This is a genomic window from Rheinheimera nanhaiensis E407-8, assembly GCF_000296695.1.
In the GTDB taxonomy this organism is placed as follows: domain Bacteria; phylum Pseudomonadota; class Gammaproteobacteria; order Enterobacterales; family Alteromonadaceae; genus Alishewanella; species Alishewanella nanhaiensis.
Genome location: NZ_BAFK01000020.1, coordinates 39437 through 60971, shown reverse-complemented (window position 1 = coordinate 60971; position 21535 = coordinate 39437). Strand labels below are relative to the sequence as shown.

Here is a 21535-nt window from a genome sequence, read left to right as displayed (position 1 = left end):
ACAGGTTTTCACCGACCAGTTTAGATTATGGCAAAGGTAAACGGATAACCGGCGCTTTTTAGCTGGTAATGCTGCTTGCCGTTACAGTTCACTGGCTGTGCCTGCTCCGCCAGCTGGTAATACACAGTGCGGCTGAGTTTAGCGCTTAGGCCGCGCCAGAGCTGTAAATAGGGTAACAGCTGTTGCTGGGGCGAAGGTTTAAGTAATAGCGGGTATTGCGGGCTTACCAGCACAGACTGGCCAAGATTAGTCTCTAGCTGCAGTGCCGGGCCCTGCTCTGTGGTTTGCCAATGGTAGTCGGTCACGATAAATGCCGCATCGGCTACCTGAATTCGCACCTTTTCTGCCGGTGTTTGTAAAAAGTAGTCGTTACCTTGTTTAAGTAAGACGGAGGCAAACAACTGTACCAGCGCCTTGCGGTTAATTTTGCTGCCCTGATAATGCCAGTTTGCATCGCTATCAATAAAGATCGGCAAGTCACCACAAAACGGCGGGTTCCAGCGCTCTACCGGGGCCAGATGAGGTTGTTGTAACTGTTGTTGCAGCCGGGATAAGTCCATCGTGCGCTAGCAGGTGTTGTCTGGGGTTGTTAAAGCTTAGCAGCTGAGGCAAAAAGTGGGGTGACTGATGGGGCTCGAACCCACGACAACCGGAATCACAATCCGGGGCTCTACCAACTGAGCTACAGTCACCGTAATGGACGCGCATTTTACCGAAAAATCTGCCGGCAACCAAGCCTTTTTCTGCGGCGCTGGTCAGGTTAATGTGTTGTAGCCATTTTCATACCGGCGAGGGGGCTTCTGTGCTATGCTAGGCGCTGTTTTTCTGCTCAGCAACAACCTAAGGGGAATTTAATGGAACAAATTGAACAGTTGTTTCAGCAAAACCATGAAGTGTTACTCGGCTATTTGCTACAGCTGGTTGCCGCTATCGTTATTTTTTATCTTGGCCGTATGGTAGCCGGCGCTGTGAAGCGTTTTATCGAACGGGCGCTGTTAGGCCGTTCTGTTGACAAGGCAGTAGTGTCTTTTATCGCCAGTATTATTTACGCGATTATCATGATCGCCACTGTGCTGATGGCGCTGTCACAAATGGGCGTGCAAACCACCTCGTTTATCGCCATTCTCGGTGCTGCCGGTTTAGCGGTAGGCCTGGCCTTACAAGGCTCATTGGCTAACTTCGCCTCGGGCATTCTTATTATTCTGTTCCGGCCGTTTAAGTCGGGCGATTTTATCGACGCTGCCGGCATTAGCGGCACCGTCGATAAAATAGAAATTTTCCAGACCATTATGAAAACACCGGATAACAAAAAAGTGATAGTGCCCAACGCACAGATCACCGGTGGCGCTATTACCAACTTTTCGGCAGAGCCAATCCGCCGGGTCGATTTAGTGATTGGCATCAGTTATGACTCAGACTTGCGCAAAGCAAAACAGATCCTGCAGGATATCCTGGCGCAAGATAGCAGGGTGCTAAAAGAACCCGCCGCCGTTGTCACTGTGGCGGCACTGGCAGATTCGTCGGTCAATCTGAATGTGCGGCCCTGGGTTAACTCTGCCGATTATTGGGCCGTGTACTGGGATACGCTGGAAAAAGTGAAGCTAACCTTTGACGAGCAGGGTATTGCGATACCGTTTCCGCAGATGGATGTTCATATCAAAAAAGAAACGCAGGAGTAAACATGAAGTATGGTGTTATTCTGGCCGCTGCCGTGGTCAGTATGCAGGTGCAGGCCAATGAGACTGCCGGTGCAGATAAAGTGTGGACTACCTCAGCTGAGCTGGGCGCTATTACTACCTCGGGTAATACAGTGGGTACCTCTATCACCGGTAAAATTGATGCCAAACAGGAACTGGAGCAGTGGAGTAACCAGTACATTCTGAGCGCTTTTTTCAAAGAAGATGAAAAAACCGATGAAAATGGCAACAAGGTGACGGAAAAGTCGGCCGAGCGTTATTTCGTGTCAGCCAAAGCAGCCTACAAGCTGGAAGAAGAGTTCGATAAGCTATTTGTGTTTGGCTCATACACTGATGACCAGTTCGGTGCTTATCTGAAGTACACCACCCTGGCGGTCGGTTATGGTACCCGTCTCTACAATGCTGAAGATAAGTCGCTGGATGTGGAAATCGGTCCGGGTTATTTCACCGGCGAGCGCTCTACCGGCGAGACTGAAAATGGCCTTATCGTACGTGGTGCTGCCGCCTTTAACTGGACTATCAGCGAGTCGGCCAGTTTTGCCCAAACCTTAAGCGTGGAATACGGTGATGACAACACCCGTACTATTGCAGAAAGCGCGTTGCTGGCAAAAATTAATGGTGCTCTGCAAATGAAAGCCGCATTTTTAGTACAAAACGACTCTGAAGTGCCGTTAGGTAAAAAAAGTACCGATACGCAAACGTCACTGACGCTGGTTTATTCCTTCTAAACAAACTGAGCCAAAAAATGCCCGCGCTGTTGCGGGCGTTTTCTTATTAAGCGGTTAAGTTTCCATCAGTTAACGCAAGATTTACGGCGACCCCAAAGCCGAAGCGCTGGGGCATAATTTACGCGATCTGAACATAGCATCTTACCTGCTGATGCTGATTTTGCTGTAGCCCAGGCCTTGTTGCTTCGCCACCTTAATTTGTACCGGGATGCGCTGCTTTAAGGCGTCAACGTGACTGATAATACCAATCATTTTGCCACGGGCGTTCAGGTTATCCAGTGCCGCCAGGGCACTGTCCAGCGTATCGGCATCCAGGGTGCCGAAGCCTTCATCTAAAAACAGCGAGTCGATGCGGGTGTTATGGCTGACCAGATCAGACAGTGCCAGTGCCAGTGCCAGACTCACCAGAAAACTCTCACCACCGGACAAGGTTTTAGTATCCCGCGCCGCATCGGCCTGCCAGGTATCCAGCACCACCAGCTCCAGCTCTGCCTCGGGGTGGCGCGCCAGCTGATAGCGGCTATGCAGCACCGCCAGCTGGCAGTTGGCCAGCACAATCAGCTGCGCCAATGTCAGGCCCTGGGCAAAGCGGCGGTAGCGCGCACCGTCTGCCGAGCCAATTAAACTGTTCAGCCGCTGCCAGTAATCATATTGCTGTTTGTGGCTACTCAGCTGCTGCAGTAATTGCTGCTGGGTTTCGCGTTGGCGCGCATCGCTGTTTAATTGTTGCTGCAGTTGGCCGCTGTGTTCAGTCAGTTGTTGCAGTTGCTGCTCGTCCTCAGCTAAGGTTTGGCTAAGCTCGGCGGCGCTTAAGGGGGTAATTTGCTGCGCCGTCAGTTGCTGCTGGCGTTGCTGCCAGTCTTGTAGCAGGTGGCGGGCGGCGGCTTCCTGTTGCTGCAATTGCTGTTGCAGCTGGCTCAGCTGTTGGTGTTCGTCGTCAGATAGCAGCGCAGCCAAAAAGGCCGCCTCGTCGGCAAAGGCACTGTCGGCCAGCGCCTGCTGCCAGCGTTGCTGTGTTTGGCTGGCATTAAGCTGCAGCTGTTGCTGCTGGCGCTGCAACGCCTGTTGCTGACCAAGGTTTTGCTGCAGCTGTTGTTGTACCTGCTGTAATCTTGGCTCCAGTAGCGACAAAGACTCTGCTTTACTCAGATCAGCTGAGGCAATGTCAGCTTGATGGGCGTGCTGTTGATAGTGCTGCTGCCAGCTGGCTAACTGGCTGGCCAGCGCGGCGCTTTGCTCTTGCTGTCGTTCGGCTTGTTGCTGCGCCAGTTGCTGCTGGTGGGCGATGGCCGTGAGCTGGTTGGTCAGTGTAAGCAACTGCTCCTTTACTTGCTGCTGCCGGGCTTGTTGCTGCTCCCACTGCGCCAGGCTGCTCTCTGTCTGCTGCAGCTGCTGCGCGGTGTTACTGAGCGCGTCAGTCAGTTCCGTTTGTGATGCATGGGCACAGGCCTGCAGCAGGGTTGTTAACTCGGCCAGGTCGGTGTGCAATTGTTGCTGCTGCTGGGCACTTTGCGCCAGCAACGCCTGTAGCGAGGCCTCGTGTTTATTCAACTGCTCGCCTTGTAGCTGCAACTGCTGCAGCTGTTGCTCCAGTTCGGTCAGCTGGGCGGCGGTGCTGTTACTGTCCAGCTGCTGGTACTCGCTGATTGCCGGGTGCTCGGTGGCGCCGCAGAGCGGGCAGGGCGCGCCTTCCTGCAGCTGAGCCCGGTGCTCGGATAGCTGCATAATTAATTGCTGCTGCGCCAACAGCTGCTTCTTATCTTTCAACCGCTCCTGCAGCTGTTTGTATTGTTGGCGCAGTGCGACAAGCGCGGCTGTGACCTGCTGCTGTTGTTGCTGGTAGCCGGCCTGTTGCTGCTGGCTGGCTGTCAGTTGCTGCTGCAACTTGTGCTGCCGGGCAAGCTGCTGCTGTTGCTGCTGCAATATAAACTGCTGTTCGCGCAGTTGCTGCTGACTCAGTCTGAGTTGACCGGGGTCAACAGCGGCTAAGCTGGTACTGACTGCCTGTAATGCCTGCTCCAGCTGTGTTTTGTCTTGCTGCAGCTGTTGTTGCTGCTGTTGCTGTTGTTGCCGGGTGGTCTGCAGCGCCTGGTGCTGCGCCTGTAACTGCTGTTGCTGCTGGTTTAGCCAGGCAATACCCTGGGCTAGCAGGCGCAGCTGTTGCTGCATAAGTGCCTGGTGTTGCTGCTGCAGCTGCTGCTCAAGCTGCTGTTGGTCGCTCAGCTGTTGCCGGGCCTGTTGCATAGCCTGGTATAGCGGCGAAAGTTTGCTGGCCGGTTGATGTTGCGCAAGCCGGCTAAGCTGCTGTTGCTGGGCCTGGCGGTGTGCCAATGCGGCCTCTAACGCTACAGCGGCTTTGTTCAGCTCGTCGCCGGCGCTGTCCAGTTGCTGGCGCCACTGCAGCATCTGGCGCTGCTGGCTTAAACGCTGCTGGCATTGCTGTTGTTGCTGCTTTAACACAGCAAGCTCGCCACTTAGCTGCTGTTGCTGCTCGCTGCTCAGTAGCTCTACCGCTCCGGCTTTGGCCTGCAACAGCTCTAGCTGGTTTTTATAGTCGCGGCAATCACTGAATACCTGCTGCGAAATGCGGCCATAAATGGCCGTGCCGGTCAGCTCTTCCAGCAGTTCGGCGCGCTCGTTGGCGTCGGCGTTTAAAAAGGCAGCAAAGCCGCCCTGCGCTAGTAACATTGATTTGGTAAAGCGGCCAAAATCCAGCCCGGTGATCTCGCTGATTAGCTTTAGTTTATCGCTGGTTTTATCGGTCAAAATGGTGCCGTCCAGCCTCGCCAGCTCGGTTTTAGCCGGCTGCAGGTTGCCTTCACTCTGGCCGCGGGCGCGGCGCTGGCTCCAAAAGGCGCGGTATCCCTGGCCTGCCACTTCAAATTCCACCTCAGCCAGGCATTCGCTGCAGTGGCGGGTCATTAACTCATTGCTGGTGGGGGAGGTTTTCAGCCGGGGCGTCTGGTGGTACAACGCCAGGCAAATCGCGTCGAGGATAGTGGTTTTACCGGCACCGGTCGGGCCGGTGATGGCAAACAGATTACTTTGAGTAAAGGGGGGCTGGCGAAAATCAATCTGCCATTCACCGCGCAGCGAGTTCAGGTTTTGCAGCCGCACCGACAATATTTTCACGTGCTTTGCTCCACACTGGCTTGTACCTGCAGGTAAAGCGCTGTCAGCTGCTGAACTTGCTGGTCAGTCAGGGTTTCACTGCTAAGCCTGGCTTGCCACACTTGCTGTGGCGTTAGTTCCGCCAAACTCTGTTGTGTCTCTGTGCCAAGCAGGCTGGCATTGCTACTGCGCTGGCGGCGTAGCCGCAGCAGCTCTACCGGCCAGTCTTGTAATAGCGGCTCAACCCGCTGCTGCAAATCAGTAAGATAGGCGTCGGTTTCCGTGATCACCAGCTCCAGCCAGAGTGTTTGGCCATCAGTCAGGCTGGCGCAGGCTTGCTCCAGCTGCGTGGGCAGCTGCGCCAGTTCGCAGCGGATACTGCACAGCGGCTGAAAGCAGGGGATAGCCAGGCTACTGACGCTTTTGCCCGTAGCGCTGAATTCAAGCAGCCAGGCTTGTTTTTGCTGGCTGGCCTCATCGAAACTGAGCGGCAGTGGTGAGCCGCTATAACGGATGTCGGTGTCGGCTTTAAGTTGTTGGCTTTGATGAATATGACCCAGCGCGATGTAGTCAGCCTTCGGAAAGGCGGCGGCTGAAAAAGCTTCCAGGCTGCCGATATACAAATCGCGCACTGATTCTGATTGGCTGACCCCCAGCGTGGTTAAATGGCCGGTCATAACAACAGGGAGCTGCAGTTGATGTTGTTGGTTGTACTGCTGTGCTAAGTCAAATAACTGCTGGTAATGGGTGGCGATGGCCTGTTGCAGATCGCGCTGCTTGTCGCTGCCGCTCTGGCCGGCCTGGCTTTGCAGCAGATCGCGGGCGCGTAAAAACGGGATAGCACACAGAAGTGCCGCCGGCTGTTTCGCCTTGTTGTGCAGTAGCAGCAATTGCTCACTCAGATCGTCACTGATACTGGCGATGACAGTGGTATTTAAACACTGCAGCAGGTTTTTGCTCTCATTCAGCACGGCAGCGGCATCATGATTGCCGCCCAAGATCACCAGCTGACAGCCACTGCTTTGCAAGTCGACAATAAACTGGTTGTACAGCTCTCGGGCGTAGCTGGGCGGTGTGGCGGTGTCAAAAATGTCGCCGGCGACGATGATGGCATCCAGCGCTTGCTGTTGTGCCTGCTGAACCAGCCAGCGCAAAAAGGCCTGATGCTCATTGGCGCGGCTGCGGCCAATAAAATGCTGGCCTAAATGCCAGTCTGAGGTGTGCAATATACGCATTAAAATAGTGTACCGCTAACGCTGTTGCCGCCAGCATACCGGATCTGCAGCGGCACAGCAAAAGGCCGCAGCGGGCTTACACCGGCTGCGGCCTTGGCTTCGTACGGGCCTTATTGCGCAACTTGCAGTTGATCAATCACCCGGCTGACATCATTGGTGTTTTTGGCGATGGCGACGGCTAAGTCTTTTTCCGCGTCCGACTCGACCTCGCCGCTTAAGGTCACCACACCTTGCTTCGCATCGACATTAATGCTGGTGCCGCTGACTTCTGACTCAAATAACAAGCGGGTTTTTACCACGGTAGCGATTTTGGCGTCTTTCAGCGCACTGCCGCTTTGTTGCTGGTCTGGTTTAGCCTGCGCCACTACCGTCAATTGGTTATCCACACCGGTCACGCCGTCCAGGCTGGCAATCAGCTCTTCAGCCAGCGCTTTGTCGACTTCTGAGTCTACTTTACCGGTCAGGGTGACGGCGCCGTTTTTCACATCGGTGTTAATGTCAAACGAGTTTAAATTCCCGTTTAACAGTAGCGTAGTTTCGGCTTTGCCATCAATCCACGCATCTTTAGCGCTGTCTTTCCACTCATTGGCCAATACCGCTGTGCTGCTAAGGGCCAGGGTCATCATCATAGCTAAAGTCGTACGTTTCATGTTGTCGCTCCTTCTGTAGTGAGACGCTATGACAAATGCCAGCATGATGCCAATTTTTAATTCATTGAGAATATTGGTTTTATTTTTTTTATTCAGGCAATGTTAATTTTTTGTTTGTATTTTTTGCCGGCTAACCGGTAAAACTTGCAACAGTGGCAGCAACTGGTCGCAGGCCACTTGCAGGGCCGCGGTAAAGTGCGCCAGGCCGGCTTGTAGCCGGTGGCTGCTGCAGCGGGTAAGCTGCTTTAACGCGGCCAGTTGCTGCGGCAGTAATATGGCCAGCTCAGCCAGCAGAGCCGGGCTACACTCATGTTGTTGTAACTTATTGTGTTGCTGCAGGTACCAGTATTGCACGGCAGCGAGCTGCGGGCAGAGTTGCCGCAGGGCGGCCGCATCAGCGTGGTCAGGCAGTTGCTGGCTGGCACTGACATGCAAACGAGCCAAGGTGGCAAACTGGTAACGTAAATTACCTGTGCTAACCTGGCTGGCCGCCAACTGAAAAAAGCGGCCGGCACTGGCGCATAAACTGGCCACGGCCCTCAGTAGTGGTATATCGTCTGGGTGGGAGGCACGCATTAAGTCAGCTGGCGCAATCATCGCTTACTCCTGCAGGGTGTTGATTGTTAAAGTTCATATTCAATTCATGTACCAAGGCATAAATTTATGATTTACTTTACTATTTTAAATTTCAGCCATCAGCGCTAACCAATGACAGGTAAGTTTTACCCGGCGGCATTGTTAAATTTACAGTGCTGACAAGGCGTTAAATGCCAATACAGAGAGCCGACCAATGAATAAACCGCGTTTGTTTATGCATGTGCAGGACACGGAGCTGGCGCGCCAGTTAATGCAGTCTGCGGTAGTACGGCAGTTTATGGTAGTCGCCAGCAGCGACGCTGCACCCTGGCCCGAACAGTTATTGCAGCAGAAAGCGGATGTGGTGTTGCTGCAAGCCGATCGCTTCGAAAGCTCAGCGTTAAGCCAACTGATGGACAGCGGTATTTTAGCGGAGCTGGATTTTGTTATTGTCAGTGATGGCAAGCCTGACCCTGTGTTAGATCAGCTGATGCGCTGTGGTGCCGGCTATCATTTTCGTCAGCCGCTGGATCTGGGCTGTCTGCTCGATACGCTGCAGGACTTTTATCAGCAATTATCTTTAGCCCGGCACCGGGTGAGCAGTAACAGTAGCCAGCTTGACCAGTTTGGCTTGTTGGTCGGCTCGTCGCGGGCGATGTTAACGCTGTACCGCACACTGCGCAAAGTCGCGGTAACGCAGGCCAATGTGCTGATTATCGGCGAGAGCGGCGCCGGCAAAGAGCTGGTTGCCAACACGCTGCATCTGGCCAGTTACCGCGCCGAGCAACCCTTTGTTGCGATAAACTGTGGTGCGCTCAGCCCGGAGCTGGTCGACAGTGAGCTGTTTGGTCATGTCAAAGGTGCCTTTACCGGCGCCTTGCGCGACCACCAGGGCGTGTTTGCCCAGGCCTATGGCGGCACCTTATTTTTGGATGAAGTGACCGAAATGCCGCTGGAGCAGCAGGTTAAGCTGTTGCGGGTGCTGGAAAGCGGTGAATATCGCCCGGTAGGCAGTGATAAAAGCTGCCAGACCAATGTGCGCGTAGTGGCCGCCACCAACCGTGATCCGCTGCAGGCGATCGCCGATGGCATCTTGCGTGAAGATGTGTATTTTCGTCTGGCACAGTTTCCGGTGCAGGTACCACCGCTGCGGGAGCGCGGCGAGGACATCAGCGGATTGGCACAGCATTTTCTGGCTTACCGTAACAGCCAGGAGCAACAGCAAAAGCGTTTATCGCCTGCAGCACTGGAGCACATCGCTGCCTACCACTGGCCGGGCAATGTGCGTGAGCTTAAACATGCGATAGAGCGGGCTTATATACTGGCCGACAGCCAGATTTTGCCAGAGCATTTGCTGCTGGAGCAATCCGTGGCAGCCAGCGCAACTGAGCCGGCTGAAGTACCGGCTGGTGTGCCGTTAGAGCAACTGGAAAAGGCGGCCATTTTATCTACCCTGGCCGAGAACAATGGCAATAAAACCGATACGGCTCTGCAGCTGGGGATCAGCGTAAAAACGCTGTATAACAAACTGGAAAAATACCAGCAGTCTGACTGACAGCGGCGCTGTGCCGCTGTCGTTCTACTGAACGTGCTTACAGTTGTTGTAGCAGCGCGTTCAAATCGTCAACGTTAAACAAATAACTCTTGTTGCAGTATTCACAGCTAATGGTCAGCTCGCCCTGAGCGATATGCTCGCTGATCAGATCCCGTCCCAGGCTGACAATGGCAGCGCGGCATTTTTCCCGTGAGCAGCCGCAGACAAAACTGACCGGTTGCGGCGCAAACAACTCGACCTGCTCCTGGTGAAACAGCCGGTACAATAGTTGCTCGGCCGGCAGGTTAAACACTTCATCCTGTGTTAGGGTGTCGCTTAACATGACTAAATCGGCAAAGTCGGCTTTGGCTTTGTCCTGCTCTACCGGCAATACCTGCAGCATAAAACCGGCTGAGCGGCACTTATGCTGCTGAATATCGGTATACAGGTACAAGCGGGTCGGCAGTTGCTCCGACTGGGCAAAGTAGGCTTCCAGAGTGCTGGTCAGGCTGTCGCCGCTCAGTGGAATAATGCCCTGATAACGCTCACCCAGCTTGGGGGTAATGGTGACCAGCAAATAACCCTCGCCAATCAGGTCGCGGAAACTGTCGCCACGGATTTCGGCCTGCATCCGCACCACTCCGCGAAACTGCTGCTGATCGGTGCCATTGACGGCGGCAAAGCGCACCGGGCCATCGCCCTGAATTTGCACCGCAATATCGCCATCCAGCTTTAAGGTGGCGGTCAGTAAGCTGGTGGCGGCAACCAATTCAGCCAGCAACTGTTTGATCGGCAGCGGATAATCATGATGCAACAACATCTGCTCCAGACTGTCGGCTAATTGCACCATCTCGCCACGCACATTGCGTTGCTGGAATAAGAAACGATATAAGCTGTCTGAATTCATGCTGTTCTCTTACTGCTGCGATTTTAACAGAAGCAGCTTACGCCGCTCTTTTTTATCGGGTTTAGTGTCGGGGTGCGGCGCAAACAGGCTGTTGGTTTTTCGCAGTTCAGCCCGTTTCTGTCGCTGTGCTATGCTGTCAGCGGTTTCTTCATATAAGGCCTGCGCTAACGGTGCTGACAGCCGTTTGTCGGAAAGCCCCAACACGATGACAATTTTTTCATCGCTGCCCTGTGCCAGCCTTACGGTAGCACCGGGCTCGACAGTTCTGCTGGCTTTGCAGCGCTGGCCATTATAATGTACTTTACCGCCTTCGATCATCTCTTTTGCCAGGGTGCGGGTTTTATAAAAGCGACAGGCCCACAGCCATTTATCTAACCGTAATGAAGCTGTGTCAGACTGTGCCGGCGTGTTAGATTGCGTCATATCATCGTGTCTGGCTGAACTAAGGTAGCCATTATAGTGCCAAATCAGCGAATTTGGTGCCAGCATGGACAAAAATGCGGTTAATATGTTGTAAAAGTTCGCAGATGACTTGTTGGTGTAAACACAACTGGTTAAGATAAATTTCGTTTTACAGGCAATAGTGTGCAATGAAGCCGTTACCCGATATACAGCAGTTGTTACAACAACTCGATAAACTACCGTTACAGCGGGTACAGCCGTGGCTGAACCTGCTATTGGTTATTCTGCTGGCCTGGTTACTGGCCCGTTTCAGCTGGCAGCTGGTGCCCACGCCGGCAGCAACAGCGCTAACGCCTGCGATATCATCAGCTGGCAGCAAATCAGCAGGCTCAGGTGTGAGTTTGCCGGCATTAACCGGCTTTGCCCTGTTTGGTAAAGCCAGCTCTGAGCCGGTCAAAGCGGTGCAGCCGGTGGTGACCGAAGCGCCGAAAACCCAGCTGAATGTTAAACTGACCGGTGTGGTGGCGCTGCCTGCTGATCCGGCCAAAGGCAGTGCTATTATTGAAAGCCGCGGCAGTGAAGCTACCTACGCGGTAGATGATACTATTGAGGGCACCAATGCGGTGTTAAAGCAGGTGCTGGCCGACAGAGTGTTATTGTTACAGGCTGGCCGCTTTGAAACCCTGATGCTCGACGGTATTGAATACACCAAAATTGCCCAGGCTAACGCCGGCCTGGGCCGCGCTGATGAACTGGTGGCGGTAGAGGATAACGGCGGAGACTTAGCCCCAGTGCCGGAGCCAATGGAAATGCAGCCGCTGGAGCTGTCTGAAGAGCTGGATATCCGCCGCGACGAGCTTATCGCCGAGCCGATGAAGTTTTTTGATTACATCAGGGTGTCACCGCACCGGCCGCAAGGGCAGTTACTGGGCTATCGCTTAATGCCGGGTAAAGATGCCACCTTGTTTACGCAGCTGGGCCTGCAACCGAATGATCTGGCGATAGAAATTAATGGTATTGCATTAACCGACATGCAGCAGGCAATGAACGTGATTAACGAATTGCGTGATGCCAAAGAAGCAGCAATTAAAATAGAACGCGATGGTGAGATCAGAGACATTCTGGTTAGCCTGTCACAATAATTATTAAAACGAATTGGTTGTAGCATAATGAAATCAGGGCAATTGAGTTTTTTCTCCCGTCGCACGCTGGCCAGCTTACTGGTCGCCACCGCGCTGACCACTATTATTCCCGGTGCTGCAGTGGTGGCACAGGAACAGGTGATGTATTCGCCAAACTTTAAAGGCACCGACATCAACGAGTTTATTAATATCGTTGGTATGAACCTGAAAAAAACCATCATTGTTGACCCGCAAGTGCGCGGCCGGGTGAACGTGCGCAGTTATGAAATGCTAAACGAGCAGCAGTACTATCAGTTTTTCTTAAACGTACTGGAAGTGTATGGCTTTGCCGTGGTTGAAATGGACAATGGCGTATTAAAGGTGGTGCGTAACAAAGACGCTAAAACCAGCAATATTCCGGTGGTTAGCGATACCCACCCCGGCCAGGGTGACGAGATGGTGACCCGGGTGGTGCAGGTGCGTAACGTGTCGGTACGTGAGCTGGCGCCGCTGCTGCGTCAGTTTAGTAACCAGGCCGGTGGCGGCCATGTGGTGAACTACGACCCGTCGAATGTCATTATGATGACTGGCCCGGCAGCGGTGGTTAACCGCCTGGTGGACATTATTCAGCGGGTAGACAAAGCCGGCGATCAGGAGCTGGAAATCGTTAAGCTGCAATATGCCTCGGCGCCGGAGATTGTGCGTATTCTGGAAAGTATTTACAAAAGCCAGGGCCGGGCCGAACAGCCGGACTTTTTGGTGCCGCGCATCGTAGCGGACGAGCGCACCAACAGCGTGATTGTCAGCGGCGAATTACAGGCCCGCCAGCGCGTGATTGAACTGGCCAAGCGGCTGGACAGCGAGCTGCAAACCAGCGGCAACACCCGGGTGTTTTATTTAAAATACGCCAAAGCTGAAGAGTTAGTACCGGTATTAAAAGGCGTGAGTGAGTCTATCGTGGCTGAAGTGCAGGGCGGCGCCGCCGGTGCGCAGGGCGGGCGCACAGCCGCAGCTAACCCGGGCCGGGCGATCAGTATAGAGGCGCACGCCGACAGTAACTCGCTGGTGATCACCGCCCAGCCGGATATGATGCGTTCGCTTGAAGAAGTGCTGCGGCAGCTGGATATCCGCCGGGCTCAGGTACTGGTAGAAGCCATTATTGTTGAAGTCTTTGAAGGCGATGGCACCGACTTTGGTGTGCAGTGGTTAAATGCCAATGGTGGCGGTACTAACTTTAATAATGGTAATACTATACCTATTATCAGCGTAGCCGGTGGTGCTGCAGTGGCTTCGCAAATAACACGTGGTAGCGAAACTATAGTTGCTAACCCGGGCGGTGGCTCAACAACCACTAAAACTCCGGACTCTAACCGCGATTACTCGGTGTTGGCACAGGTGCTGAGCGGTTTAAATGGCGCTATGCTGGGCTTTTACGAAGGCGATTGGGCGGCCATTTTGCAGGCCGTGCGTACCAGCACTAACTCTAACGTATTGGCCACGCCGCATATCACCACCATGGATAACCAGGAAGCGTTCTTTCTGGTCGGTCAGGAAGTGCCGGTGATAACCGGCTCTACCACGGGTTCAAACAACACCAACCCGTTCCAGCAGGTCGACCGGCAGGAAGTGGGTATTAAACTTAAAGTGACGCCGCAAATTAACGAAGGTGATGCGGTGCAGCTGACCATAGAGCAGGAAGTGTCCAGCATTGGCGGTGCCACTGCGGTCGATATCACCATTAATAAACGCGAAATTAAAACCACCGTAATGGCGGACGATGGTGCCACTGTGGTATTGGGCGGTTTGATTGATGAAGACGTGCAGGAAAGTGAGTCGAAAGTGCCACTGCTGGGCGACATTCCGATTCTGGGGCATTTGTTTAAATCGACCAGTGTTACCAAGCAAAAACGTAATCTGATGGTGTTTATCAAAGCCACCATAGTGCGCGAAGGCTCGGCCATTTCCGGCATCTCGAAAACCAAGTATAACTATATCCGCGCTGAGCAGTTAAAGCGTGAAGAGGAAGGCATTCGCTTAATGCCGAACACCAGGCAGGTGGTGCTGCCAGAGTGGGATGACTCATTAACGCTGCCGCCGACCTTTGATGAGTATATGAACAAACAAGGCACGCCAGAGCAATCGACTGAGCAGCCAGGGAAGCAGGACTAATGCAGGCGCTACACGAAGAGCAGGTGCAGCCGGCCAGTCGCAGTATCCGGCTACCCTTTGGTTTTGCCAAGCGCCACGGCGTGCTGCTGGCGCGGCAAACACAAGGCTGGCAGCTGTATATTCATGCCGCCACAGCGCCGGATGCGGTATTAGAAGTACGCCGCCTGCTGGCGGAGCCGTTTCAAATTCAGCGTCTGTCGGCGACCGAGTTTGAAGCTATGCTGGAAGCCAGTTATCAGCGTGATTCCTCAGAAGCGCAGCAACTAATGGAAGATATCGGCAACGAGGTAAACTTAGCCTCGCTGGCTGATGATATTCAGGAAAGCGAAGACTTACTGGAAAATGAAGATGATGCGCCTATCATCAAGCTGATTAACGCCATGCTGGGCGAGGCCATTAAGCTTGGCGCCTCAGATATCCATGTTGAAACTTTTGAAAAAGCCTTAATAGTACGGTTTCGGGTAGATGGCATATTACGCGAGGTGCTGCGGCCAAACCGGCGTTTGTCCAGCTTGCTGGTGTCGCGTATTAAGGTAATGGCTAAGCTGGATATTGCCGAAAAACGCGTACCGCAGGATGGCCGTATCAGTTTACGTATCGCCGGTCGGGCGGTGGATGTGCGGGTGTCGACCATGCCATCAAGCCATGGTGAGCGGGTGGTGCTGCGCTTACTGGATAAAAATAACTCGCACCTGAATTTAGCCGATTTGGGTATGACACTGTCAGTGCAGCAGGCGTTTTCAGAGCTTATTTTAAAACCGCACGGTATTATTCTGGTGACTGGCCCCACCGGCTCGGGTAAAAGTACTACCTTGTACGCCGGGCTTACCGAAATCAACACCAAAGATCGTAATATTCTCACCGTTGAAGATCCGATTGAATACGAGCTGGAGGGCATAGGCCAAACCCAGGTGAATACCAAGGTGAATATGACCTTTGCCCGTGGCCTGCGCGCTATTTTGCGCCAGGACCCGGATGTGGTGATGGTGGGTGAAATTCGCGATCTGGAAACGGCGCAAATTGCCGTGCAGGCCAGTTTAACCGGCCACTTAGTGTTATCTACCTTGCACACCAATACCGCAGCAGGTGCCATTACCCGGTTAGAAGATATGGGCGTGGAAGCGTTTTTATTATCGTCCAGTTTGCTTGGCGTTTTGGCGCAGCGTCTGGTGCGTACTCTGTGCCCGCACTGTAAAGCGGCGCACGAGCCGGACAAAGAAGAGCGCAATCTGCTGGGCGTCAGTAAAAAAGACGAGGTTGTGATTTACCGCGCGACCGGCTGCGAGCACTGCAACCAGACCGGTTATCGCGGCCGTACCGGCATTCATGAGTTGTTGCTGGTCGATGAGCATATCCGCGAGCTGATTCACAATGGTAAGGGCGAGCAGGCGATTGAAAAATACGTGCGCCAGCACAGCCCCAGCATCCGTGCCGACGGCTTTAGCAAAGTGTTAAACGGCGAAACCACACTGGAAGAAGTGTTGCGCGTTACCCGTGAGGATCTGTAGTGCCGGCCTTTGAATATCAGGCTCTGGATGCCAGAGGGAAAAGCAGTAAAGGCGTGCTGGAAGCCGATAACGCCCGTCATGCCCGCAGTTTATTGCGTGAACAAAAGCTGACGCCGGTCAGTGTTGGCCTGGCATCGCAGCAAGAGAAACTGCTGGCCTCTGGCAGCCAGTGGTTTAAGCGCAAAATATCGGCGTCAGAGCTGGCATTAATTACCCGCCAGTTAGCTACATTAGTAGAGGCCGCGCTGCCAATTGAAAGCGCACTGTTGGCAGTGGCCGAGCAATGCGATAAACCACGCTTGAAAAATATGATGATGACGGTGCGCTCTAAAGTGGTTGAAGGTTATAGCCTGGCCGAAGGCTTAGCCGAGTTTCCACATGTGTTTGATCATCTGTTTCGCTCTATGGTGGCGGCCGGGGAAAAATCCGGCCATTTGGATCAGGTATTAAACCGGCTGGCCGATTACACCGAGCAGCGCCAGCATATGCGCAGCCAGATTTTACAGGCCTTATTGTACCCCATTATTCTTACCTGTTTTGCCGTGCTGGTGATTTCCATCTTGCTGGCCGCGGTGGTGCCGAAAATCGTTGGCCAGTTTGAACATATGGGCCAAACCCTGCCCGGCAGCACCTTATTTTTAATCGCCGCCAGTGATTTCCTGCGTGCTTATGGCGTTTTTGTGTTAATTGCCCTTATGCTGGCGCTGGTGGCGTTTAAACGGGCGCTATTAAAACCGGCGTTTCGTTACCGTTGGGATGCGCTGGTGCTAAAAAGCCGTGTGCTGGGCAAGGTAACCAAGGGGTTAAATACCGCCCGTTTTGCCCGCACCCTAAGTATTTTAAATGCCTCGGCAGTGCCGCTGCTGGAAGCCATGCGTATCAGTGCTGATGTACTTAGTAATACTTATATGAAGCAGGCAGTGAGTGAGGCAACCGGCCGGGTGCGTGAAGGCACCTCGCTGCGTAATGCACTGGAGCAGACCAAGCTGTTCCCGCCGATGATGCTGCATATGATTGCCAGCGGTGAAAAAAGTGGCCAGCTGGACTCGATGCTGGAACGCGCCGCCAATACGCAGGATCGTGAGTTTGAAACCCTGGTTACGGTGTCGTTAAAAGTGTTTGAGCCGGTGCTGGTCGCCGTTATGGCCGGTATGGTGTTATTTATAGTGATGGCAATTTTGCAGCCAATTTTAGCGTTAAACAATATGGTAGGTGGTGGTTAGTATGCAAAGGCAACAGAACAACAAACAGCAGGGTTTTACCTTGCTGGAAGTGATGGTGGTTATCGTGATCCTGGGCATTATTGCCAGTATGGTGGTGCCCAACCTGATTGGTAACCAGGAACAGGCCGCCCGGCAAAAAGCCGTGGTAGACATTCAGCAGCTGGAAAGTGCGCTGGATATGTACCGGCTGCGTAATGGCTTTTACCCCACGACCGAACAGGGCATGCAGGCGTTAGTGACGGCGCCTACGTCACAGCCGGTGCCACGTTCTTTCCCGGAAGGCGGCTTTATCCGCCGTTTACCTAAAGACCCGTGGGATGAAGACTACATTCTGATAAGCCCAGGCCAGGTTGGCCGGATTGATATTTTCAGTAAAGGGCCAGACCGCACTGCCGGTACCGATGACGATATCGGTAACTGGAACCTGGATGACAACCAGGACAGTAACAACTGATGTTGCGCCAGCCGGTATTGCAGCGCCCGCACGGCTTCACTTTAGTTGAAGTGATGCTGGTCATGCTGCTGATCGGCTTATTAGCTACCACAGTGGTGATGAACTTTAGTGGTGAGTCGCGCGAAGAGCGGCTGGAAAAAGAAACCGAGCGCTTTACGCAGTTGTTTCAGTTTGTTGCTGAAACCGCCATGCTAAAGCAGCAGGAGTGGGGGCTGTACGTAGCGCCTGACCATTATGGCTTTTTGTATTACAGCAGCGCCGACGCCAAATGGTTACCCGCTACTGAGCCGGCCAGTTTAGACCGGCATAAATTGCCTGAGCACCTTAGCCTGCAGCTGGAGTTAGAGGGCTTACCGGGCGAAGAAACCAATTTACTTAGCCAACTGGACTGGCAAACCGAAGACGATGAGCAGCCAGCGCCAGACAGTAAAGTACCGGTGCTGCCGCAGGTGTTTATTTTATCGTCGGGTGAGATCAGCCCGTTTCAGCTGCTATTTACCGAAGCGTCAGATTTAACTCCGCTGTACAGCAGCGTCTCGACCGACTTTAGCATACCGCTTAGCCGCACTGCAGCCTCAGAGGCGCTGCCATGATAAAACGTGGCTTTACCTTGCTGGAGCTGCTGGTGGCGATGGCTATTTTTGCCACCGCCGGTATGGCCATTATGCAAGCCAGCTCGGCGCATATTCGCAGTTTAAGCCAGTTAGACGAGTTAACTATGGCCGGCTACATTGCTAACAACCAAATGCAGCTGGCGCTGTTAGATACCGAGTGGCCAGGAGCAGAAAAACGCCAGGGCGAGCTGGAAATGGCTAACCGCAGCTGGGTGTGGCAACAGCAACTGATCACGGTACCAGATAATGATTTGCGTTTGGTGCAAATACGCGTCAGTCTGGCCGAAGCGCCAGAGCAGGTGTTGTATCAGCTGCAAAGCTATAAAGGTAAGCCCGGTGCGTAAAACTAATAGCGGTTTTACCTTTATCGAGATGCTGTTGGCGGCGGCCATTTTTGCGCTGGTCGGCTTGGCGTCGGTGGCGATTTTAACCAGCGTGACACAAAGTGACGAACTATCGCAGCAGGCCAGTAACCGGCTGATTGAGCTGCAGCGTACCATGCTGATGTTAGAGCGTGATTTTATGCAGATCAGCCTGCGTCACGTGCGGATTGACGGTGAAGCACCGCAAAAGAACCGGTTGATGGGCGAGAAGTTTTTCTTAAATAGCGACGATCACGGTGTGAGTTTTGCCCGCCAGGGCTGGCGCAACCCGGGCATGATTTTGCCGCGCAGCGAAATTCAAACTGTAGCCTACCGGCTGCAGGAAGGCACGCTACAGCGTTTGTACAGCCTGTATCCGGATGCCGTTACCGGCACCGAGCCCAAAGTACAGCCGCTGCAAAGCGGCTTAACCGGCTTTGAGCTGCAATATCTGCAGGGGGAAGAATGGCTGGAGCGCTGGCAGGACGGTAACTTTCCCTCAGCGGTGCGGGTGATCCTGACCGACGAAAGTTTAGGCCGGATTGAGCGCATTTTTATCATGCCCGATGCAGCGGTAAGTAGCGGGAGCCGCGAATAATGACCAAACCGGCGCAGCGCAAACAACAGGGTGTTGCCTTAGTGGCGGTGTTAATGATTATCGCCATCGTGGTGGTGATCGCCGTGAACATGACCGGCCGTTTGCAGCTGCAATTGCAGCGCCAGCAAAACCTGCAGCAACAACAACAGGCCTTTTGGTACGCGATGGGCGCTGAGCAATTTGCCCGGGTGTTGTTATCACGCACCTTAGCCGGCGAGGAAACCGTGCACCTGGGCCAGGACTGGGCACTCAGTGGCGCCAGCTTTCCGGTGGAGGATGGCACTATTGCCGGCGAAATGACAGATTTACGCAGCTGCTTTAATTTAAATGCGCTGCAAAATGTGCAGCCAGCCAGTGGTGGCCGGGTAGAGCAAAGTGCGGCACAAAAAGCGTTTTTACGGCTGTTAGAGTTAAAAGCGGCTGAGTTGTCGATGCCGGCCGAATACCTGGTCGCCCGCCTGGGAGACTGGCTGGACGAAGACAGCCTGCTAAGCAGTGCCGGTAGTGCCGAAGAGGACGACTACGCCGCCCTGCGCTTTCCGTATTACAGCGCCAATACATTGATGGCCAGCGTGTCAGAGCTTAGGGTGATACTGGATCTGACGGTAGCGGATTATCAGTTGCTGGCGCCTTATGTCTGTGTCATACCCGAAGACAGCAGCCTGCAGCTAAACGTGAATACTTTAACCGAAGACACGGCAGTGCTGCTGGCGGCACTTATTCCGGAGTTAGCCGAACAGGCGGCGCTGGACCTGATTGCCAGCCGGCCTGAGCAGGGTTTTGCCACGCTGGATGAAGTGTTTAGCAGTACAGAGTTAGCCGGTATTACCGTTAGCGATGAGACTAAAAGCCTGCTGACACTAAAGTCTGACAGCTTTCAGTTAGTGGCCACCGCGGCCTATCTGGAAAGCGGTTTTGTATTAACGTCGGTATTTAAAATAAATGATAATAATCAGGTCAAAGTATTGGCCCGGCGATTTGGAGGCCAGGGGTGAGTGAACAGTTGGTGATCCGGCTTGGCAGCCGGGCAGAGCACAGCATCAGCTGGCTGGTATGGGCCAGCCATAGCCAGGAAGTGATTGCCAGTGGCGAACTGCCCGCTGCCGATGCCTTGGTTGAGCTGGCCGAGCGGCTGGGTACACGGCCGGTGGTGGCACTGGTGCCGGCATCTGATGTGGTATTAAAGCAAGTGGCGCTGCCGGGCAAACCCAATCGCCAGGTACTGCAGGCGCTGCCGTACATGCTGGAAGAAGAGCAAGCAGAGGACATTGAGCAGCTGTTTTTGGCGCTGGGTAAAGTGGTACAGCACGAAGGCCAATACAGTCAACAGGTGGCCATTTGTCAGCGCGAGCGCTTAGCGCAGTGGCTGGACTGGCTGCAACACGCCGGTTTTAGTGTTAGCCGTATGCTGCCCGATGCGCTGTTACTGCCCGAAAAGCAACTGCCGGCCTGTATTCAGTTGCAGCAACAGTGGTTGTTAAAGCAAAGCAGCTGGCAGGTGTCAGCAATAGAAGCTAACTGGTGGCCGGATTATCTGCAATTGGCGGCGCTGCCTATGCTAACCAGCTACAGCCCCTGGCCTGAAGAGTTGCTGCAAAGTCATCAACTGGCAGAGCCTGAGCTGCCACTGGCGCTGCTGGCCAGTGAGCTGGACAAGCAGGATTTCACCTTATTGCAGGGCGAGTACAAACCTAAGCGGCAGGTAAACCGCCATTGGCAAATCTGGCGCACACCGGCGCTGTTGGCGCTGGGCTGCCTGGCGCTGTATTTGCTACAGTTAGGCGCCACAAGTTATCAATTATCGCGCCAGGCGGCGGTGCTTAGCGAACAAAGCCGGCAGCTGTATTTACAGGCCTTTCCAGGCGAACGCATTTTTGACCTTAACTTACAATTGAAGCAAAAGCTTGCCGCCACTGGCGGGGCGCAGCAGCAAAGTTTTTTAACCCTGCTACAAAGCTTACAGAAACAACTGGCTAAGGTGCCCGATATCAGCCTGGACAATTTACGCTTTGACAGCAAACGGGCCGAGCTGCGTTTTCAGGCTAAGGGAGATGGCTTTCAAAGTTTTGAGCGGTTGAAAACCGCCCTGGAGCAAGCCGGCTTTAGTGTGGAGCAGGGTGCGCTGAGTAACGATGGCGACAAAGTACAGGGCAGTGTTGCTATGCGGGGGGCACAATGAAACAGCAACTGATACAGTGGTGGAGCAGCCTGCAAAGTCGCGAGCAGCGCTTGGTGGCCGGCGCCGGTGTGGTAATGGCCATTGGCTTGTTTTATTGGCTGCTATGGCAACCGCTGCACAATGCCCGCGATACCCAGCAGCAAAAAATCGAGGCTGCCCAGCGCCAGTTAAGCCAGCTGCAGCAGCTGTTACCCCAGCTGCAGGCAGCAGGTGCGGGTACGGTTAGCCGCAGTGGCAGTGTGGCGCAAATTATCAGTAACAGTGCCCGCAGCAGCGGCATCAGGGTTAGCCGGATGCAGCCGCAAAACCAGCAGCTAACGCTGGTGCTAGAAGATGTCAGTTTCGAGCAGTTGCTGGGTTGGTTGCATGCGCTGCAATATCAGCATGGCGTGCAGCTGGTTAGCCTGGATGTGGCGCTGGCCGATAAGCCCGGTATAGTGCGGGTCCGACGGATGGTAGTGGAGTAA

Annotated in this window: 21 protein-coding genes and 1 tRNA gene; 14 read left to right on the top strand and 8 right to left on the bottom strand. The window is 53.9% G+C overall.

What is annotated here, in order from left to right:
* Positions 1-20: 20 nt before the first annotated feature.
* Both RNAN_RS14825 and RNAN_RS14820 read right to left on the bottom strand, forming a co-directional pair.
* Positions 21-560, bottom strand: coding sequence for a DUF1285 domain-containing protein (locus RNAN_RS14825; protein WP_008223251.1), 540 nt, complete (start codon positions 558-560; stop codon positions 21-23).
* Positions 561-616: 56 nt separating this feature from the next.
* Positions 617-692: transfer RNA gene (locus RNAN_RS14820), tRNA-His, on the bottom strand.
* A 162-nt stretch (positions 693-854) separates the two neighbouring features.
* Between RNAN_RS14820 and RNAN_RS14815 the strand changes: the two genes are divergently transcribed.
* Together RNAN_RS14815 and RNAN_RS14810 are read left to right on the top strand one after the other, a co-directional pair.
* Positions 855-1679 carry a mechanosensitive ion channel domain-containing protein gene (locus RNAN_RS14815; protein WP_008223249.1) on the top strand — a complete coding sequence of 275 codons (825 nt, stop codon included), beginning with the start codon at positions 855-857 and terminating at the stop codon, positions 1677-1679.
* Positions 1680-1681: 2 nt separating this feature from the next.
* Positions 1682-2425, top strand: coding sequence for a DUF481 domain-containing protein (locus RNAN_RS14810; RefSeq protein ID WP_008223247.1), 744 nt, complete (start codon positions 1682-1684; stop codon positions 2423-2425).
* 141 nt (positions 2426-2566) lie between these two features.
* Here the strand turns inward: RNAN_RS14810 and sbcC are convergent, their stop codons facing one another.
* From sbcC to RNAN_RS14790, 4 genes are all read right to left on the bottom strand, one after another.
* Positions 2567-5557, bottom strand: a complete 2991-nt coding sequence (sbcC, locus tag RNAN_RS14805) for an exonuclease subunit SbcC (RefSeq protein WP_008223243.1) — start codon at positions 5555-5557, stop codon at positions 2567-2569.
* Positions 5554-6771, bottom strand: coding sequence for an exonuclease subunit SbcD (sbcD, locus tag RNAN_RS14800; RefSeq protein ID WP_008223242.1), 1218 nt, complete (start codon positions 6769-6771; stop codon positions 5554-5556). Before sbcD ends, sbcC begins: the two co-directional genes overlap by 4 nt.
* Positions 6772-6881: 110 nt before the next feature.
* The gene (locus tag RNAN_RS14795) at positions 6882-7421 is read right to left on the bottom strand and encodes a BON domain-containing protein (protein ID WP_008223240.1); all 540 of its coding nucleotides are present in this window, start codon (positions 7419-7421) and stop codon (positions 6882-6884) included.
* Between the two features lie 102 nt (positions 7422-7523).
* Positions 7524-8018: a hypothetical protein gene (locus tag RNAN_RS14790; protein ID WP_008223238.1), complete on the bottom strand. Its 495-nt coding sequence runs from the start codon at positions 8016-8018 to the stop codon at positions 7524-7526.
* 193 nt (positions 8019-8211) lie between these two features.
* Between RNAN_RS14790 and RNAN_RS14785 the strand changes: the two genes are divergently transcribed.
* Positions 8212-9552: a sigma-54 interaction domain-containing protein gene (locus RNAN_RS14785; RefSeq protein WP_008223237.1), complete on the top strand. Its 1341-nt coding sequence runs from the start codon at positions 8212-8214 to the stop codon at positions 9550-9552.
* 37 nt (positions 9553-9589) lie between these two features.
* Here RNAN_RS14785 and hslO read toward each other — a convergent pair whose 3' ends face one another.
* Both hslO and hslR read right to left on the bottom strand, forming a co-directional pair.
* Positions 9590-10438, bottom strand: a complete 849-nt coding sequence (hslO, locus tag RNAN_RS14780; RefSeq protein WP_008223235.1) for an Hsp33 family molecular chaperone HslO — start codon at positions 10436-10438, stop codon at positions 9590-9592.
* 9 nt (positions 10439-10447) lie between these two features.
* Positions 10448-10861, bottom strand: a complete 414-nt coding sequence (gene hslR, locus RNAN_RS14775; protein ID WP_040552268.1) for a ribosome-associated heat shock protein Hsp15 — start codon at positions 10859-10861, stop codon at positions 10448-10450.
* Positions 10862-11028: 167 nt separating this feature from the next.
* Here hslR and gspC point away from each other — a divergent pair, with 167 nt between their 5' ends.
* From gspC to RNAN_RS14720, 11 genes are read left to right on the top strand one after another with little or no spacing between them, the layout of a single operon-like run.
* Entirely contained in the window at positions 11029-11982 is a 954-nt protein-coding gene (gene gspC / locus RNAN_RS14770; RefSeq protein WP_008223231.1) for a type II secretion system protein GspC, read from the top strand.
* A gap of 27 nt (positions 11983-12009) precedes the next feature.
* A complete protein-coding gene (gene gspD / locus RNAN_RS14765; protein ID WP_008223229.1) occupies positions 12010-14130 on the top strand; it encodes a type II secretion system secretin GspD in 2121 nt (706 codons plus the stop codon).
* The gene (gspE, locus tag RNAN_RS14760) at positions 14130-15638 is read left to right on the top strand and encodes a type II secretion system ATPase GspE (RefSeq protein WP_008223227.1); all 1509 of its coding nucleotides are present in this window, start codon (positions 14130-14132) and stop codon (positions 15636-15638) included. The genes gspD and gspE overlap by 1 nt, the downstream gene beginning before the upstream one ends.
* Complete coding sequence (gspF, locus tag RNAN_RS14755) at positions 15638-16861, top strand: type II secretion system inner membrane protein GspF (RefSeq protein WP_008223225.1); 1224 nt, start codon at positions 15638-15640, stop codon at positions 16859-16861. Before gspE ends, gspF begins: the two co-directional genes overlap by 1 nt.
* Before the next feature lies 1 nt (position 16862).
* Positions 16863-17315 (top strand): type II secretion system major pseudopilin GspG, encoded by a 453-nt coding sequence (gene gspG, locus RNAN_RS14750; RefSeq protein WP_008223223.1) that lies wholly within the window; start codon positions 16863-16865, stop codon positions 17313-17315.
* On the top strand, positions 17315-17908 hold the full coding sequence (gspH, locus tag RNAN_RS14745; RefSeq protein ID WP_008223222.1) for a type II secretion system minor pseudopilin GspH: 594 nt from the start codon (positions 17315-17317) through the stop codon (positions 17906-17908). Before gspG ends, gspH begins: the two co-directional genes overlap by 1 nt.
* Positions 17905-18273, top strand: coding sequence for a type II secretion system minor pseudopilin GspI (gspI, locus tag RNAN_RS14740; RefSeq protein WP_008223221.1), 369 nt, complete (start codon positions 17905-17907; stop codon positions 18271-18273). Before gspH ends, gspI begins: the two co-directional genes overlap by 4 nt.
* Entirely contained in the window at positions 18266-18889 is a 624-nt protein-coding gene (gspJ, locus tag RNAN_RS14735; protein ID WP_008223219.1) for a type II secretion system minor pseudopilin GspJ, read from the top strand. Before gspI ends, gspJ begins: the two co-directional genes overlap by 8 nt.
* On the top strand, positions 18889-19884 hold the full coding sequence (gene gspK, locus RNAN_RS14730; RefSeq protein WP_008223216.1) for a type II secretion system minor pseudopilin GspK: 996 nt from the start codon (positions 18889-18891) through the stop codon (positions 19882-19884). The genes gspJ and gspK overlap by 1 nt, the downstream gene beginning before the upstream one ends.
* Positions 19881-21068: a type II secretion system protein GspL gene (gene gspL / locus RNAN_RS14725; protein ID WP_008223213.1), complete on the top strand. Its 1188-nt coding sequence runs from the start codon at positions 19881-19883 to the stop codon at positions 21066-21068. Before gspK ends, gspL begins: the two co-directional genes overlap by 4 nt.
* Entirely contained in the window at positions 21065-21535 is a 471-nt protein-coding gene (locus RNAN_RS14720; protein ID WP_008223211.1) for a type II secretion system protein M, read from the top strand. Before gspL ends, RNAN_RS14720 begins: the two co-directional genes overlap by 4 nt.

Bases quoted from the DNA above. Each gene is read 5' to 3' on its own strand.
- RNAN_RS14825 (WP_008223251.1), bottom strand. From the start codon at position 560: ATGGACTTATCCCGGCTGCAACAACAGTTACAACAACCTCATCTGGCC.
- RNAN_RS14815 (WP_008223249.1), top strand. From the start codon at position 855: ATGGAACAAATTGAACAGTTGTTTCAGCAAAACCATGAAGTGTTACTC.
- RNAN_RS14810 (WP_008223247.1), top strand. From the start codon at position 1,682: ATGAAGTATGGTGTTATTCTGGCCGCTGCCGTGGTCAGTATGCAGGTG.
- sbcD (WP_008223242.1), bottom strand. From the start codon at position 6,771: ATGCGTATATTGCACACCTCAGACTGGCATTTAGGCCAGCATTTTATT.
- RNAN_RS14795 (WP_008223240.1), bottom strand. From the start codon at position 7,421: ATGAAACGTACGACTTTAGCTATGATGATGACCCTGGCCCTTAGCAGC.
- RNAN_RS14790 (WP_008223238.1), bottom strand. From the start codon at position 8,018: ATGATTGCGCCAGCTGACTTAATGCGTGCCTCCCACCCAGACGATATA.
- RNAN_RS14785 (WP_008223237.1), top strand. From the start codon at position 8,212: ATGAATAAACCGCGTTTGTTTATGCATGTGCAGGACACGGAGCTGGCG.
- hslO (WP_008223235.1), bottom strand. From the start codon at position 10,438: ATGAATTCAGACAGCTTATATCGTTTCTTATTCCAGCAACGCAATGTG.
- hslR (WP_040552268.1), bottom strand. From the start codon at position 10,861: ATGACGCAATCTAACACGCCGGCACAGTCTGACACAGCTTCATTACGG.
- gspC (WP_008223231.1), top strand. From the start codon at position 11,029: ATGAAGCCGTTACCCGATATACAGCAGTTGTTACAACAACTCGATAAA.
- gspD (WP_008223229.1), top strand. From the start codon at position 12,010: ATGAAATCAGGGCAATTGAGTTTTTTCTCCCGTCGCACGCTGGCCAGC.
- gspE (WP_008223227.1), top strand. From the start codon at position 14,130: ATGCAGGCGCTACACGAAGAGCAGGTGCAGCCGGCCAGTCGCAGTATC.
- gspG (WP_008223223.1), top strand. From the start codon at position 16,863: ATGCAAAGGCAACAGAACAACAAACAGCAGGGTTTTACCTTGCTGGAA.
- gspH (WP_008223222.1), top strand. From the start codon at position 17,315: ATGTTGCGCCAGCCGGTATTGCAGCGCCCGCACGGCTTCACTTTAGTT.
- gspI (WP_008223221.1), top strand. From the start codon at position 17,905: ATGATAAAACGTGGCTTTACCTTGCTGGAGCTGCTGGTGGCGATGGCT.
- gspK (WP_008223216.1), top strand. From the start codon at position 18,889: ATGACCAAACCGGCGCAGCGCAAACAACAGGGTGTTGCCTTAGTGGCG.
- RNAN_RS14720 (WP_008223211.1), top strand. From the start codon at position 21,065: ATGAAACAGCAACTGATACAGTGGTGGAGCAGCCTGCAAAGTCGCGAG.